Source organism: Niabella sp. ZPM-14 (assembly GCF_055693045.2).
The window spans coordinates 362,009-379,599 of the sequence record NZ_CM181148.1 but is presented as its reverse complement, the minus strand read 5'-3'; the positions used below and the strand labels follow the sequence as shown (position 1 = coordinate 379,599).

The 17,591-nt window shown below is 46.5% G+C and carries 8 protein-coding genes; all 8 read left to right on the top strand.

The features are described from left to right. Nucleotides 1-5 precede the first annotated feature (5 nt). The 8 genes from ACU37H_RS01430 (at nt 6) to ACU37H_RS01395 (ending at nt 17,480) form a co-directional block, all read left to right on the top strand. The gene (locus tag ACU37H_RS01430) at nt 6-3,335 is read left to right on the top strand and encodes a SusC/RagA family TonB-linked outer membrane protein (protein WP_494407578.1); all 3,330 of its coding nucleotides are present in this window, start codon (nt 6-8) and stop codon (nt 3,333-3,335) included. Between the two features lie 47 nt (nt 3,336-3,382). Further along, nucleotides 3,383-5,362 carry a RagB/SusD family nutrient uptake outer membrane protein gene (locus ACU37H_RS01425; protein ID WP_472702575.1) on the top strand — a complete coding sequence of 660 codons (1,980 nt, stop codon included), beginning with the start codon at nt 3,383-3,385 and terminating at the stop codon, nt 5,360-5,362. A gap of 431 nt (nt 5,363-5,793) precedes the next feature. Beyond that, on the top strand, nt 5,794-7,437 hold the full coding sequence (locus tag ACU37H_RS01420; protein WP_472702574.1) for a polysaccharide lyase: 1,644 nt from the start codon (nt 5,794-5,796) through the stop codon (nt 7,435-7,437). A gap of 248 nt (nt 7,438-7,685) precedes the next feature. Beyond that, nucleotides 7,686-9,329: a pectate lyase family protein gene (locus ACU37H_RS01415; protein ID WP_472702573.1), complete on the top strand. Its 1,644-nt coding sequence runs from the start codon at nt 7,686-7,688 to the stop codon at nt 9,327-9,329. Nucleotides 9,330-9,461: 132 nt separating this feature from the next. Next, entirely contained in the window at nt 9,462-12,557 is a 3,096-nt protein-coding gene (locus ACU37H_RS01410) for a DUF6298 domain-containing protein (protein ID WP_472702572.1), read from the top strand. A 586-nt stretch (nt 12,558-13,143) separates the two neighbouring features. After that, a complete protein-coding gene (locus ACU37H_RS01405; RefSeq protein WP_472702571.1) occupies nt 13,144-14,532 on the top strand; it encodes a glycoside hydrolase family 140 protein in 1,389 nt (462 codons plus the stop codon). A 67-nt stretch (nt 14,533-14,599) separates the two neighbouring features. Further along, on the top strand, nt 14,600-15,628 hold the full coding sequence (locus tag ACU37H_RS01400) for a glycoside hydrolase family 43 protein (protein ID WP_472702570.1): 1,029 nt from the start codon (nt 14,600-14,602) through the stop codon (nt 15,626-15,628). Nucleotides 15,629-15,641: 13 nt separating this feature from the next. Beyond that, entirely contained in the window at nt 15,642-17,480 is a 1,839-nt protein-coding gene (locus ACU37H_RS01395; RefSeq protein WP_472702569.1) for an exo-alpha-sialidase, read from the top strand. Nucleotides 17,481-17,591: the final 111 nt, after the last annotated feature.

Below are 17,591 nucleotides of genomic sequence, written 5' to 3'. Positions count from 1 at the left end.
GTCATATGAACTTTAAGCACATTTTAAAATGTTCGTGCCTGTTCGTGCTATTTGCATTTCTTGCAGCCAAAGCAAACGCGCAAACCAGGACTGTCAAAGGAACCGTTGTAGACGATTCCACTCAAGCCCCTCTAGCCGGAGTAACGATTAAGGTGAAAGAGGGCCCTCAAACCGCTGTTTCCAATATGCAGGGACAGTTTACATTGAATGTTCCCGTAACCGGGGCAACATTAGAGTATACTTATGTTGGTTATGAATTTGGAACTATCAAGGTTCCGGCGTCCGGCGAGGTAAATATTCGCATGATCAAGCTGAATGTCAACATGGATGAAGTTGTCGTGGTGGGATATGGCACGCAGCGGCGAAGCGATATCACAGGTTCGGTTGCCACAGTTGATATGGCGAGAGTGGCGGATCTTCCGGTAAGCAGTATCGCCGAAGCATTAAAGGGAACCATTCCTGGTCTGAACGTTGCAGGCGGCAGTCAGAGGCCTGGTGATAATGCTACTTTAAGTATCCGCCAGACGTTTGGCTATAGTAAAGATGGTAATAGCCCCTTGCCTTTAGTAATTATAGATGATGTAATCCAGATAGATCCTAATACCGGCTTACCTACCATGGATCAGTTCAATGTGTTGGATCCAAATGAGGTAGAAAGCATTACAGTTTTACGGGACGCTGCGGCAGCCATTTACGGAGCCCGGGCATCACAGGGTGCGATCATCGTAAAGACAAAAAAAGGTAAGATTGGAGCGCCGAAGATCTCTTACGCAGGAAAATTTCAGTTCAACGATGCGGTAAGTTTTGGGAAAACCATGAGCGCTTATGAGCACGGTATCTTTTCTAACCGGTTCTTTAGAGCAAATGGGAGTGATGTGAAGTCTCTTTTCAGCGAAACGGAGTTGGAAGCGATGAAATCTTTAAACTATGATTGGTTAAAAGAAGCCTGGAAGCCGGGCGGTGCCATGCAACATTCGTTGAATGTAAGCGGAGGAGCAGAAAGGGCAACTTACTTTGCCAGTGCGGCTTATTACACACAACGCCCCAATCTGGGCAGCCAGGATTACAACAAATGGTCATTTAGAACCGGTACGGATGTGAAAGTCGCTAATAATCTGAAGCTATCTGCGATTGTTTCAGCCAACAAATCAAAGGTGGAAAGGTCGTTTACCAAAATCAGTATCAATGACGGATCTTTCGGATCCGGATCTGAACAAACAGACTACGCTATTTTGGCTCACATGCCTAAATATATTCCATGGCAATATGAAGTCAATGGCGTAACTGAATATATTTCTCCCGCTTTAGGGCCACACAGGTCTCAGGGAAGTCCTGCCGGCCAGAATAATATCAAAGGCTGGAACTATTTCGGATTACTAAATAATGGATCATTCACTTTGGACGATGATCAGGCTTTCAACACTAACTTTTCACTTCAGTATGATGTACCTTTTATCAAAGGCCTGGCATTAAGGGTTTCTTATGGCCTTAACTATTCAACAGCTAACAATGAGCAGGCCATGCTTGGCCTGAGACTTGCTGCAGCTACCAACAATCATGAATTAGGATATCATTTATATTCAGACTCGTCTAAATGGCTGGTAGCTAATAATGATAATCGGTCTACTGTGCGCTATTCTGACGAGATAGGAAAGGTTGAACAATCGAACTTCTTCATCAATTATGATAATAAGTTCGGAAAGCACAGCATATCGGCAATGGCCTCGGTAGAAAAAGGACAGCTAAACTATCAAAAGAAGTTCATTATTTATGACCGCCCGATCATGGGGGCTTACAACGGGTCTTCGCCCTCCGCAGGAACATTGAACCCTTCAAACACCTATGTGTATAAAACCGAGGGTGGCAACCTTGCGTACTTGGGTAGGGTAAGTTATGATTTCGATAATAAATATCTTTTCCAATTTGTGTTCCGCTCAGATGCGTCTACCAAGTTTTCGCCAGCAAACTACTGGGGCTTCTTCCCGGGTGTTTCGGCGGGTTGGGTCATATCCAAAGAAAACTGGTTCAATGACAATATTTCCTGGGTGAATTTCTTTAAGCTCCGTGCGTCTATTGGTAAGACGGGTAAAGACAACGTGAAGCCATGGCGTTGGACACAAACTTATGCTTATGCTGCTGACAAAGGGCTTGGCTTCGGCAACAACAACGGCGGGCTTTTAGTAGCCGGTTTGACGCCCGATGCTACACCTAACCCGAATTTGACCTGGGACGAAACAATTAAAAAGAATATTGGGATAGACGCCTCGTTTTTGAACAACAGATTATCCCTGACTTACGACAGGTATTGGGATCATAACTATGACATGTTAATTACACTTGCCAACCAGGTGGGGGTGCCTTTCTCCGTAGGTGGTGGTTTTGCCGAGCAAAATTTTGCGGCTGTTAAGTCATGGGGTTCTGAGTTTAGCGCAACATGGAAAGATCAGGCAGGAGATTTCGGTTACAGTGTCGGCGTGAACTTCGGTACAGGAGATAACAAAATAACCAAGTGGCTTCCTGTTGCATTCAATTACCCCTCAGAATATACAGAGCGTGAGGGCTACTCAACTATTCGCCCTCAATACGGATTCCGTACCTGGACCGGGAATGAAGGGGGCGACGGACTTTTGCGTACAGATGCAGATATTGACGCTTACTGGAAATACCTGACAGACCTTGCAAACGCTGCCGGAACTACACCCGCATACTTTGATTTTACAGAAAAATCAAGCATTAAGAAAGGTATGTTAGCGTATCAGGATCTGGGCGGACAATTGGATGCTGAGAACGAAACCATCGCCGGCCCGAACGGCCGGATACAAGACGATGGCCAGGATTTTACTCAGCTAGGTAAAAGAAGATCTTTCGGGTTAGCGACCAATATCGCTTTATCATGGAAGGCTTTCACGCTAAATACGCAGATCGCAAGTTCATGGGGTGGGTTCAATCGTATCGACTACATCAATCAGGGAACTGGATCGACTCAACTATTCTGGTCGCATGCATCTTACCTGAACGATATGTATAGTGCCGAAGATAATGTAAACGGAAGATGGCCAAACCTGGCGTACTACAGCCAGAATCAATATGCGTCGGACTTCTGGCAAATATCATCTTTCAGAAGCTTCGTTCGTAGCCTGGTAATTGGTTATTCCGTTCCCAAAAGCATCGCAGCGAAAGTTAAAATGGATGGACTTCGTGTAAGCTTAGCCGGATTTAACCTTTGGGATTTGCACAACCCCTATCCGGACAAATACCGCAATATGTACGATGATCCTCAGGTAGCCTATCCAACTTTACGTACCTGGTCTTTAGGAATTAACGCTTCATTTTAAAAAACAGGTCATTCAAGATCGGACTATTAATTAATAAAAGTTTACGAATGAAAAAGATAAAAATATTTGGCTTCCTCATCATGGCTGCGCTTTTTACAACCGGCTGCAAACAGGATTTCCTGGAAGACATGAAAAGCTTTGATAAATACGATGAGAGTGTGTTCGCCAATGAAGTTTTAACCGGCTGGTACATTGATCGTCTTTATTTTGATTATTTCGCCGCCTACAGATCTCCCATCGTATCACTGGTCGGAACCTACAATGACACAAGATCAAGATCCACAGAAGAAATCGGAGGAACTGTTACGGATTGGATCAATCCTCAAAAAACACTGGTGAATTCGAACCAGGCAGATGGATATTTTGGTAGTGCATTAGCTGCGAATCCAAAGAATGAGCCATATACCCGTATCCGGACGGCTAATTTCTTACTTGAGAAAATAGACGGAAAGGGGCAAGCTCTATCTGAAGATTTTAAAAATAAGGCCAGAGGTCAGATGTATTTTTTACGTGCGCTTCAATATTTTGATCTGATGCGCGTATATGGAGGTGTGCCTATCGTTACTTCCGTTGAAAACGCGAGCTCAGATGATCCTACCATTCAGCATCCTCGTGCTACACCTTCTGAAGTAGTGGATCAAATCGTAGCCGACCTGGATTTAGCCGCTATGCTTTTACCTCCTACCTGGGGCGCCGCAGATTATGGTCGTTTTACCAGTGGAGCTGCGCTGGCTATGAAGAGTCGTGTCTTGTTGACTTTTGCCAGCCCGTTATTTAATGCTGATTGGGACAATCCTGGTAATGATCGTTGGCAAAAGGCTTTAGATGCAGGACTTGCGGCAGAGACAGCATTGACCGCTTCTGGTCATGGCCTATACGGAACAACCGCTAAAGACTGGGCAGAAATGTGGTATAAAAATGATAATGCTTTCAATAAAGAGGCTATTATGGTCCAACTGTTGTCTAAGACAGTAGCATCTTCAGGTGTAAATAGCAATGGATGGGAAAGAAGCATACGGCTCACCAGTCAAACAGGAGCGGGCGGTATTTCAGCACCTAAAGAAATGATCGATCTTTTTCCACTTGCTGATGGCTCTCGCCCGACCACTACTAACGGATATGATTCTGCCCATTTCTTTATGAACAGAGATCCACGCTTCTATCGCACATTCGCTTTTTCGGGAATGAAATGGCCGGTTAAAGAAGCGAGCGTTAATAGTGTCGTTTGGTTGTACAGGTGGAATTTTGGCAGCAATAAGGTAGGTTATAGTGATGGAAATCAGGTTAACAGTCCGGCGGTGGTTCGCAAGATGACCAATCCTCCAGGCGCCAGTACGGTAGACGGTCTGGCATACTCTGGAACCGATATCATGGAGTATCGATATGCCGAACTTTTGTTAAACATTGCAGAGTGTTATGCTGCAAAAGGTGATATAGGCAATGCTGTGACTTACATTGGAAAAGTGCGTAACAGGGTAGGCATTCCAGCAGCAAACAGTTATGGCCTGGGGTCATTAGGATCCAGATATGCTGCAATCGAAGCCTGCTTGTATGAGCGTCGGGTGGAGTTAGCTTACGAGGGTAAGCGCTATTGGGATGCACAACGTTGGATGTTATATAATGATGATGCCGGTGCCGGTAATACAACTTGTGCTAAACTGGGTATTACCCCAATTAATGGTACCACCCGTACTGGTAGACATTGGCAGTATAAAACGGTTTTGTCAGCGAATGCTGATCCCCTGACTGCTGCACGTGGGTCTATTGCTGTTGATCCGGATGCAGCCGATTTTACAACACAATTAGAAAACCTGAAAACTTTTTTTGATAACAATATTGTTGTAGTAAGCACGGACCAGCCTGTAGACAGAGACCAGTCTGGAAACCTGCTAACAATAAATTTCAGACAAAATTATTATGTATCGGGCCTTAACTCAGCGACGCTTTCTCTCAACCCCTGGCTTACACAAACTATCGGTTGGTTAGATTACTCCGGCGCGCCCGGCACGTTTAACTACAAACAATAATCGCCACATTCATAAACGAAAGAGAAGGCCGTACTTCTCTTTCGTCTTTTTAGATTAAATAATTGTATAAATGACGTTTATATTGCTGTGTCTGCTTCTTGTGTGTTAAGTTTGTAAAAAAGGCATATCGTGGTGCAATTTTTCCATTAGTAACGACGTCTCATTAATGTCCCTTGTATAAGTTCTTATCCTGTCTCTTTTTGTTCGCTTGCATTTTTAAAAAGATGATAAACCAGGAAATAATACACTGTATTCAATATTCCTGTTTTGAAAGGTCGGTTGAGAAAGTATATACAAGCAAAATGTCATAGATTACTACTAAAAATATAAGAATGAAACCAGCATGATTAGATTTTCATTTTATCATCAGTGGAATGAAGATTGATCATCAAAGTTTCTATTTGGTCATCTTAAAGAATAAATATTTACGAATGAAACGATCCTTTGTCTTAGGAGCAACTTTATTAGCAATTTCGTCAACGTCATTTGCACAGTATCCAAAAATCCCGAAAGAAGACCAGGAGAAGTCAAAACAGTTAATGGAAAGCGCGGAAAAACATTCCGATTCTATGTGGGCTTTTGCTTACCCCATTATCAAACAGCAAGCCACCGAAGGGCGGCCTTATATTCCATGGGCCTCCCGTTATGATGAATTGCCTCATGCCAGCATACCTGCATTTCCTGGCGCAGAAGGCGGTGGAAAATTTGTACAGGGCGGCCGGGGTGGTAAAGTATATGTAGTGACCAATCTGAATGATGATGGTCCGGGAAGTTTTCGCTGGGCTTGTGAGCAGGGAGGGGCGCGCACCGTTGTCTTCAATGTCGCCGGGATCATCAGGTTAAAATCACCATTGATCATTCGCGCTCCCTATATCACTATTGCCGGGCAATCAGCTCCCGGAGACGGTGTTTGCATTGCGGGTGAATCTGTTTGGATCAATACACACGATGTGATCATCCGATACATGCGTTTCAGAAGAGGCGAGACATGGGTAGGGCGTAGGGATGATGCTATCGGCGGTAATCCCGTTGGAAACATTATGATCGATCACGTATCCGCTACCTGGGGCCTGGATGAAAATATGAGCATGTATCGCCACATGTACAACGACAGCACCGGTAAGATTGAGGATAAATTCGGTACGGTCAACATCACCATTCAGAATTCCATTTTTGCTGAAGCGCTGGATACCTGGAACCATGCATTTGGCAGCACACTAGGCGGCGAAAACTGCAGCTTTATGCGCAATCTATGGGCCAACAATGCCGGAAGAAACCCGTCTGTAGGTTGGAACGGCGTGTTCAACTTTGTTAATAACGTAGTGTACAACTGGGTCCATCGTTCTATAGATGGTGGCGATTATCGCGCCCAGTTCAATATCATCAATAACTATTTCAAACCCGGCCCGGCGACTCCGAAGAATACGCCGGTGGGCCACCGGATCTTAAAGCCTGAAAGCGGGCGCAGTAAATTGCCTTACCATGTATATGGCCGCGCTTATGTGAATGGCAATGTGATGGAGGGTTATCCGGAAGTGACAAAAAATAACTGGAACGGAGGCGTACAGGTAGAAGACGAAAACGGAGTAGGAGGTCATATGGGATATATGAAGCAAACCAAACCTTTGATCATGCCCGGGCTGACCATACTGAACGCAGAAGCGGCAAAAACTTATGTGTTTAGCAATGCCGGTGCCACGCTGCCGAAAAGAGATGCGGTAGACGCCAGGATCGTGGAGCAGGCGCGTACAGGCGTAGTAAAAGCTTTGCCCAACGTGAAGCTGCCAGAAACGCAATTTGAGCACAGACGTTTACCTATAGACTCTTACAAAATTGGAATCATTACGGATCCTTCCCAGGTGGGCGGCTATCCTGAATACAAAGGCACACCTTACAAGGACTCTGACAATGATGGCATGCCAGACGATTATGAAAAAAAGAAAGGCTTCAATCCCAACGACGCTTCAGACGCATCTATGCTTTCAAAAACAAGATCTGGTTATACGAATATAGAAGAGTATCTCAATAGCCTTGTAAACGTTTATAACGTAGTACCTGCGCTGACAAAGAAATAATAATAGAATAACGAACGGCATATTAATTCTTAGGAAGCCGAAGAGGGTAGGTGTTGCACTTAGATCATGATCAATAGGTCGGAGTTTACTTAGTCTTTTGCTCCTCTTCTGTTGGACGGGGGCGGGCGTCAGTTTTATTATCGGCCAGCAAATCATGTTTGTTATATTCTTTTACATAGCCGTCGTGACAGAAGTAGGTTTTCGCGCGCTCTACTTAACAAGCTCCTTACAAAATATAAACGACACGAATGAAAATACACATTACACGAACGTTACTGTCGGTGACCTTTTATTGCTGCGCGCAGGCAGTGCAGGCGCAGTATCCCGTGATCCCTCAATCAGTTGAAGACTCAGCTGAGGCGGTGGCTACTGCACAAAAGATTCGGTCAGAGAAAGCCTGGTCAGAGGCACAGATAGTCATCGAGCAGGAAGCCCCAAAAGGCAAGCCCTATATACCCTCAGCTTCCAAGCCTTCTGATTTGCCGCAGGCAAAGCTGGCTGCCTTTCCTGGTGCGGAAGGGGGCGGGAAATTCAGCTTTGGCGGGCGTGGCGGCAAAGTCCTGGTAGTAACCAACCTGAATGATAGCGGTCCCGGCAGTTTTCGTTGGGCCTGCGAGCAAGGTGGCGCCCGGATCATTGTCTTCAACGTAGCAGGTATCATACAGTTAAAAACGCCGGTAAGTATTCGTGCACCTTATGTAACGATCGCCGGGCAGAGCGCGCCGGGTGACGGGGTTTGCATCGCTGGCGAATCGGTATGGATTGATACCCACGATGTAGTGATCCGCTTCATGCGCTTCAGGCGCGGCGGCACCGAAGTGACCCGCAGGGACGATGCTTTAGGCGGCAACGGTGTCGGAAATATTATCATCGATCACGTGTCAGCCAGCTGGGGCCTCGATGAAAATATGAGCATGTATCGTCATGTCTATGACCGGGGAGGCAAAGATGAAAAGCTGCCTACCGTGAATGTCACAATACAGAATTCTATATTCTCGGAGGCGCTCGACACCTACAACCACGCATTCGGCAGTACGATCGGCGGGCTGAACAGCATGTTCACACGCAATCTCTGGGCCAGCAACATCAGCCGTAACCCTTCTGTAGGAATGTATGGCGACTTCAACTTCGTCAACAATGTCGTTTTCAATTGGTGGAACCGCACGGCGGATGGGGGCGACCACCGGTCTTTCTATAACTTCATCAACAACTATTACAAACCCGGTCCTATAACACCTGCCGACGAGCCTATCAGCTACCGGATCTTAAAACCGGAATCCGGCAGGGATGCTGCTAATAAGAATAATTTTGGAAAAGCCTATGTTGCCGGTAATATTATTGAAGGTAATGAGAAGGTCACCGCCGATAACTGGGATGGCGGTGTGCAACCGGATGTACCGGGGGCACAGGATCTGCTAGCTTCCATCAGGACAGACAAGCCCTTGCATTTCGGGCAGGTGACGGTACTACCTGCAAAAGACGCCTATGACTACGTGCTGAAGAATGTAGGCGCTACTTTGCCGGTTCGTGACGCGGTGGATAAAAGGATTGTTCAAACCGTCCAAACAGGAAAGATCTATACGGCACCGGATGCAAAGCCCTATCACGGCCAGTTTATTAAACGCCGTTTACCGGAAGACTCTTACAAGAAAGGAATTATCACCCATCCGTCTCAGGTAGGTGGCTATCCTGAATATAAGGGCACGCCGTATCTGGACAGCGATAAGGATGGCATGCCTGACTATTACGAAAAGAAAAACAAGCTCAACCCTAATAAGGCAGCCGATGCTGCGGCCATTGCTAAAAACGGGTACAGCAATATTGAGAATTATTTGAATGGATTAGTCGATATTGCAATCGTTAAGCCTGCAAAGGGTGTTCTTCAATATTAATCTTTAACCGGTTCCCTGACGGGAATGTAATCATTGATTCTTCGTTTGAAGTACGAAAAAAAATATTTAACCGCGGTCGGGTCAACCTGCTGCTTTTTCAGCGCCAGGCGGTGGTTATCCTCTGCTGGCATCATGGCGGCCTTTTTGCTTGCTCAGCCAGTATTTGCACAAAAGCCCAGGCCTGTAAAGCCCGTGTTGCCGGTAGAGGTAGAGAAAGGCACTATTATTTATAATGCAGATACTATAACCGGTGACCGTGTGCCTGATTACTCCTATTGCGGTTACAAAGCATCGGAAGAGCGCATTCCTCTGGTGCCGGTGAAAGTCGTAGTACCGCTGATAAAAGGTGATGCTACGGCTACGATCCAGACCGCCATAGACCGGGTTGCCGAAATGCCTTTAGACAAAAATGGTTTTCGGGGCGCGGTATTATTATCCAAAGGAATGTATGAAGTCAATGGTCAGCTCCTGATCAAGAGTTCCGGAATCGTACTTCGCGGATACGGGGCACAAGGGCAGACCATCATTAAAGGAACCGGTGCCGACCGAGACGGTCTGATCAGGATCTTGGGTAAGGAGGATCAGCAGGCTCAACCAGAAGTTGAGATCGCACAAGACTATGTTCCGGTTGGAGCCACATCGTTTGAAGTCCGCAGTGCTACCGGTCTCAGAATCGGAGATGCGATACAGATCAAAAGGCCCTCCACCAAAGAATGGATCGCGGCATTAGGTACGGAAACTTTCGGAGGAGGTATCTCTGCCCTGGGCTGGAAGCCTGGCGATGTTGACCTGTATTTCGATAGAACAATCATAGCCATCAAAGGCAATCAGATTACCATCGACGTTCCGGTTACTACAGCGCTCGATAAGAAATACGGGGGTGGAACGGTTACTCAATACCATTGGCCCGGACGCATTGATCATATTGGCGTCGAAAATCTGTCGCTGGTTTCGGATTATGACCGCGCCAATCCTAAGGATGAACAACACCGCTGGATGGCGATCACCTTCGCCAACGTAAAAGACGCCTGGGTGCGCCAGGTATCCTTCAGGCATTTCGCCGGGTCTGCAGTATTCATCAACGAAACGGCAAAGAGAATTACGGTGGAAGATTGTATCTCTACCGAACCGGTTTCAGAGATCGGCGGACAGCGGCGCAATACTTTTTTTACGCGCGGACAACAAACTTTATTTCAGCGTTGCTATGCGGTAAATGGTTATCATGATTATAGTGTAGGTCATGCCGCTACCGGTCCCAATGCCTTTGTACAGTGCGTTTCAGAGCGGCCCTATAGTTTTAGCGGTACTGTCGGTATGTGGGCTTCAGGCGTGTTGTTTGATGTCCTACAGGTTGATGGCAATGCGATTAGGGTAGGCAACCGCGGCCAGGATGGCAAAGGTGCCGGGTGGTCTGGCGCAAATTGTTTTTTCTGGAATTGCAGTGCAGCATTGATCGATTGTGACCGGCCACCGACTGCGCAGAACTGGTCCTATGGTTCCTGGAGCGCCTTTGCCGGCAAAGGGTTTTGGGCCGAATCCAATAACCACATGAGTCCGCGGAGCTTTTATTACCTGCAATTACAGCAGAGGTTGCAGAAAGACGTAAGCCAACAGGCAGCCATTTTAGATATCGGTTCAGAGGCCTCGAGCAGTCCCAGTGTAGCAGTAGCGCAACAGCTCACAAAGGAAGCCGGAACTCCCCTCGTTCCAATGGATGAATGGATCAGACAAGCCGCAACGCGATCTCCGATTGCTACCGATCATAAAAACGCAAGAACAATAAAACCCGTTGCTTCCGGTGGTTGGACTATTGAGCCTCCCACAGGGATCGTCATTGAAAATGGGAAAATCGTTTATGTACGCGATCATAGCCTCGTCTACGGAAAGGTACAGGAAGTGCCCTGGTGGAGCGGAGGCGTAGAAGCGAAGGACCGGCAACAAGCCAAACAAAAGTTAGCCATCACACGCTTTGTGCCCGGCAGAGTAGGAGCGGGGTTGACGGATGACCTGGAAGAAGTCATTGATTCGATGAAAGTCAATAATATCGCTGCACTCAATCAGCACCATGGGCTTTGGTATGAAAGAAGACGTGACGATCATGAACGGATAAGACGGATGAATGGTGATGTGTGGCCTCCCTTTTATGAATTGCCATTTGCCCGCAGTGGAAAAGATTCCGCCTGGGACGGTCTCAGTAAGTATGACCTGACGAAATATAATACCTGGTATTGGGAGCGAATGAAGCGGTTCGCAGCCCTGGCGGCTCAGAACGGGTCGATCCTGATGCACCAGAATTATTTTCAGCACAACATTATTGAAGCCGGGGCACATTATGCAGATTTCCCCTGGCGGACGGCCAATAATATCAACAACACAGGGTTTGTAGAACCGGTGCATTATGCCGGTGATAAGCGCATTTTCTACGGGGAACAATTTTACGATGTTTCCAATCCTGTTCGTAAAAAATTGCACCAGCAATATATCGAACAATGCCTCAATAATTTTCGGGGCAATAGTTCGGTGATCCAGTTTACGAGCGAGGAATACACGGGGCCGCTGCATTTTGTTGCGTTTTGGTTAGAGACGATCAGGAATTGGGAAAGCAGCAACAAAGAAAAACAAATCATAGCTTTAAGCGCGACCAAGGATGTGCAGGATGCCATCCTGAAAAATCATTCCTACGCACCGGTGGTCAATGTGATTGACATCAAGTACTGGCACTACCAGGCTAATGGTACTGTGTATGCACCGGAAGGCGGTAAAAACCTGGCGCCACGCCAGTGGGCGAGGCTGCTGAAGCCAAAGGCTACTTCTTTCGAACAGGTGTACCGGGCAGTAAAAGAATACCGGGATCAATACCCTGATAAAGCGGTGCTGTATTCTGGTGATGGGGCCGAGCGCTACGGATGGGCAGTTTGCCTGGCTGGCGGGTCTTTGCCGGTGTTACCTAAAGAGACCGATCCGTCTTTCCTGAAAGTGTTGGCGCGCGTGACCTCATCGCAGGTAGCTGATCAGTATTGGCTTTCAGGAAGCGAAGACCTGATCATATATACCAGCGCCGGTGATAGTCCGACAGTGGATCTCTCCAGGTATCCGGGAAGATACAAGCTGCGTTTTATGGATATGGAAAGTGGAAAGTTGCTACCGGCTACAACTATGATTGAAGGTTCCAAATCGGTACAAATCCAGAAGCCTTCGAAAGATGTGATCATCTGGTTACATAAATAAAGGAGATCGTCATTGTTGTCGTTCCCCTTCCTGGGCTGGCCGGGCCTTCACCAGGGCGAAAAAAATTTGATCCTCAGTGATATTCGCTATGCATACCAAGGTCATCGTTACAACGGTGGATCTCGCAAAAAGATGGCTATTAAGTGAGGCATATAACAAGAAAACAGGGTTAGGATGGAATAAATTTCCATCTTGATGGAAATAATTGTTAATTATACTTTTTATCCTCCGTCTGTTTTATTTTAGATACTAACAACCTTGGTTGTCTGATGATTGCAGCCGGCTATTCCCCGGATGTTGAAGACCTAACACGGGTAATGTTCTGCCTGCCCGATAATTCCGAGCGGTATAAAAACAATGACGCTGTTTGAATTTATTTTTAACACATAGATATGTTTTTCAATTAAGCACATGCTATCTGTCAATTTGCCCGCTCAGATGATTGGTCGAACGGGTTGTAGCAAAAAGTTGAACGGTTTCAACATAAAAACGGATCAGGCTACATGAAGCCCGGCCATGATTCGTTCATGCGGATTCCCTGCCTGATCAGCGATACGCGGCCCATAAACGAGATGAACAGCAACACATGAAACGATTATTTGTAGTACTTTATTTTTTGTCTTTTTTGTCGAAATCAGTTGCAGCACAGCAATCGCTGCCCTGGCTTACCATATCGGATAACCAACGCTTCTTTCAGACACAGGATGGCAAGCCTTTCTTCTGGCTGGGTGACACCGGCTGGTTGCTGCTTGTAAAATGTAGCCGCGAAGAAGCGCTCCAATACCTCGATGCCCGCCAGCAACAAGGCTTTAACGTAGTACAGGTAATGACGTTGCATACGTTGGCTGCTAAAAACGTGTACGGCGATTATGCGCTGAAAGATGAAGATATCAGCAAGCCGGTGGTTACGCCCGGCGATCGGTTTAGCGACGCAGCGGCTTACGATTTCTGGGATCATGTTGATTTCGTGGTGCAGGAAGCTGCAAAACGGGGCATCTACATGGCCATGGTGCCCGTGTGGGGATCTGCCGCTAAAGACGTTAAGGTGACTGCCGACCGCGCTAAAGAATACGGACAGTTTTTAGCAGAGCGGTTCAAAGAATACAGTAATATCATCTGGCTTAATGGCGGAGATATCGAAGGTGATGTAAAACCTGAAGTATGGGAGGCGTTGGGGACTACGATCAAAAAATATGATCCGCGCCACCTGATGACCTATCATCCCCGCGGTCGCTATTCATCCACAGATTGGTTTCATAACAAAGCGTGGCTGGATTTCAACATGTTTCAAAGCGGGCACAGAACCTATGCGCAGGACACCAGCATGAAAGAGAAGCATCGCCACGGAGAGGACAACTGGAAATACGTGTTGACCGATTATAACATGAAGCCGGTGAAACCTGTGTTAGACGGGGAGCCTTCTTATGAAAACATTCCTCATGGTTTGCATGACAGTCTGCAACCGCGCTGGAAAGCGGCCGATGTGCGCAGGTATGGCTACTGGAGTGTATTTGCGGGCGGAGCCGGTTATACCTACGGAGAAAATGCGATCATGCAATTCAATAGCAGGGGAGATGCTGATGCCAATTTTGGCGTATTCAATAATTGGAAAGAAACGATCCATGCGCCGGGTGCTCTTCAGATGCAATATCTCAAAAAACTGATGCTGAAGTACAGTTATTTTGACCGGAAACCCGCACAGGAGATCATTGCAGACAATAGCCAGAAACGCTATAATTACATAGTAGCTACGAAAGGCGAAAATTATGCAATGGTCTATACTTATACCGGGCGGAATTTCAAGATCAATGCCGCGAAGTTGGGATTCAAGCCTTCTTCTGCGAAATGGTATAGCCCTGTAAATGGTAGGGAGCAGGCAATTAAGTTCAAAGCCAGATCAGGAATCATCAGCTTCAATCCGCCCGGGAATCCCCAACCTGGAAATGACTGGGTACTAATATTGGAGGGGTTGTAGCGCGATCCTGTCTGACGGTCTCCGTCTGACAGGATTTACAACGATGCGATAAAATAAAAATAAGATATTGAAAAAGTACGTTGCCATGGGTCGCATAATATTTTTGAATTTATGGTGTTTTCTTACCACAAAGACTTCAAAGAAAATACACAAAGAAGCTCAAAGGGAAAGAAAAAGAATATCATGTGCCCTTGCCTTACTGACCATTTTATTTACAGCGGTATCTTGCTCCAATAAGGCTTATTTATTCACTTCTTTCCATGAGCCGGCTGATGCCGGTTTGCGGATGCTGTATAGTTATGATGGCTATCATTGGACCGATTTTGATACCACGTTTCTCAAGCCTGAAGTAGGAACGCAACAAGTGATGTGCGACCCTTCCATGGTGCAGGGACCTGACGGTACTTTTCATCTCGTCTGGACCAGCAGCTGGCAAAAGGATAAAGGTTTTGGTACCGCCTCATCCAAGGATCTCATTCATTGGACCCAACAAAAACATGTGCCGGTTATGGAACATGAGCCTGGTGCGGTAAACGTTTGGGCGCCTGAACTTTTTTATGACGATGTGGAAGATCAGTATATCATTGTATGGGCCACCACCATCCCTGGCCGGTTTGAAAGAGGTATCGAGCCTGACAGCAATAACCACCGGCTCTATGCTACGACCACTAAGGATTTTCAGACATTCACCCCTGCTCGCTTATATCTTGATCCGAAATTCAGCGTAATCGATGCGCAGATCGTAAAAAGAAAGGCCAATGATTATGTACTGGTGTTGAAAGACAACACGCGGCCTGAGCGAAATATTAAAGTGGCATTTGGCACATCAGCCATGGGACCCTGGAATAACATCTCCGCACCATTTACAGAAAACTTTACGGAAGGTCCCAATACGGTAAAGGTCAAAGATCGCTGGCTGATCTATTTCGATTCGTATCGGAAAAAAACATATGAGGCCGTAGCCACGAAGGATTTCATTCATTTCGAAAATATCAACGATCAGATCCGTATTCCCGGGGGGCATAAACACGGAACCATCGTTCCGGTGGAAAAAACAGTGGTAAAAAAATTAGTGAAACAGTTAGGTAAAAAATAACAGGAGTCAAAGCATGAGGAATCTCGTTCAATTTGTTATCATATTTTTAGTAAGTGGTAGTGCAGCGCTGGCACAGGATACCGCGCGGTATGTTGGACAAGCCTTGTCCAATGTCGATTATCACCACGGGCAGCTGACCCCGGCAGTAGGTGTTCATAATATTCAGGTCTTTCGCGCCAACCGCGAACACCCGGAATGGGCGGGCGGTATGAACTGGACTTATAACCACCAGCCCATGCTCTGTTATTGGAACAACACTTTCTACCTGCATTTTCTCAGCAATCCCGTTGGTGAACATATTGCTCCCGGCGCGACTTATTTATTTACTTCCAAAGACGGCTATCATTGGTCAGAGCCGCGCGATCTTTTCCCGGTTTACCGGATTCCCGATGGCTTCAGGAAGAAAGAAGACACGGCCGTTGCTAAAAGTATAGATGCCGTCATGCACCAGCGCATGGGTTTTTACGTAGCAAAGAATAACAGGTTGCTGGCTTTAGGTTATTATGGGATTGCGCTTTATCCAAAAGATGATCCCAATGATGGGAATGGTATCGGCCGTGTGGTGCGCGAGATCAAAGCAGATGGTAGTCTGGGCCCTGTTTATTTTATCCGTTATAATCATGATTTCAATGAAAAGAATACCAGCTATCCTTTCTATAAAAAGTCGAAAGACAAAGCCTTCGTAGCAGCCTGCGACGAACTGCTGGCACAGCCGTTGCAGATGCAACAGTGGGTAGAGGAAGCGGACAGGAATGATCCGCTGATCCCGCTAAAAAAAGAATTGAAAGCATTTAATTATTATCATTTGCCGGATGGAAGAGTGGTGGGCTTCTGGAAGAATGCCTTAACCAGTATGTCTGCGGATGGCGGAAAAACCTGGCAATACAGCCCGATGCGGGCGCCCGGCTTTGTTAACTCCAACGCAAAAATCTGGGGACAAAAGACCGGAGATGGAAAATATATGACGGTCTACAACCCTTCAGAATTCAGGTGGCCCCTGGCCTTGTCTGTAAGCGATGACGGCCTGAAATATAATAACCTATTGTTGGTCAACGGCGAAATCACTTCCATGCGCTACGGTGGCAATTACAAATCATATGGCCCTCAGTATGTGCGCGGCATCCAGGAAATGAATGGTCATCCGCCAGGTAAAGATGCGTGGGTGTCTTACAGCGTGAACAAAGAAGATATGTGGGTAGCAAAAATTCCATTGCCTGTTAAAAGCAATGTGGACGCCGATGTTGATGATGATTTTAATGTATTAAAAGACGGAGAAGAATTGATCAGCTGGAATCTCTACAGTCCGCTTTGGGCGCCGGTAGCTATTGAACAAGTGAAAGGAAAAAAGGTGTTGTCATTGAGAGATGCAGATCCGTTTGACCTGGCAAAGGCGGAGCGTGTTGTTCCGCAATCCGGTAATGTGAAAATAGAGTTTAGTGTAACTCCTCAGCAGGTCTCTATCGGCCGCCTTGATATTGAAGTGCAGGACGAAAAGAATACTCCGTGTCTAAGGATCTCTTTCGATTCCACCGGCAACATCATCACAAAAGCGGGTTATCGCGACAGGGGATTGTCAAAGTATCAGGCAGGCAAGCGGTATGATTTTGTGATCGAGCTGAACACAGCCACACGTTTGTATACCGTCTCCATCAACGGCAGTGTGCCCAACCGCAACATTGTTTTTGCACCCATTCACAAAGTGCATCATATTTCGTTTCGCACCGGTGGCGTAAGGCGCTTTCCCAACGCTGATACGCCCACCGACCAGATGTATGATCTGCCCAATGCGGGAGAGAAAGATAAGGAAGCCGCTTTTTGGATCCATTATCTGAAGACTACAAAAAAGGATTGAAGACAGCTCGTTTTTCAAAGGCTCAAGTAGTTAATTTCGGTAGATATTGGAGTTTGAGACTGATATCAGGGATGGTCATACGACTCATCATAAAATATAGAACACCGCGAC

What these genes read in the sequence shown, in the direction of transcription:
- ACU37H_RS01420 (WP_472702574.1), top strand. Translation starts at nt 5,794, where the DNA reads ATGAAACGATCCTTTGTCTTAGGAGCAACTTTATTAGCAATTTCGTCA.
- ACU37H_RS01415 (WP_472702573.1), top strand. Translation starts at nt 7,686, where the DNA reads ATGAAAATACACATTACACGAACGTTACTGTCGGTGACCTTTTATTGC.
- ACU37H_RS01395 (WP_472702569.1), top strand. Translation starts at nt 15,642, where the DNA reads ATGAGGAATCTCGTTCAATTTGTTATCATATTTTTAGTAAGTGGTAGT.
- ACU37H_RS01410 (WP_472702572.1), top strand. Translation starts at nt 9,462, where the DNA reads ATGGCGGCCTTTTTGCTTGCTCAGCCAGTATTTGCACAAAAGCCCAGG.
- ACU37H_RS01405 (WP_472702571.1), top strand. Translation starts at nt 13,144, where the DNA reads ATGAAACGATTATTTGTAGTACTTTATTTTTTGTCTTTTTTGTCGAAA.
- ACU37H_RS01425 (WP_472702575.1), top strand. Translation starts at nt 3,383, where the DNA reads ATGAAAAAGATAAAAATATTTGGCTTCCTCATCATGGCTGCGCTTTTT.
- ACU37H_RS01430 (WP_494407578.1), top strand. Translation starts at nt 6, where the DNA reads ATGAACTTTAAGCACATTTTAAAATGTTCGTGCCTGTTCGTGCTATTT.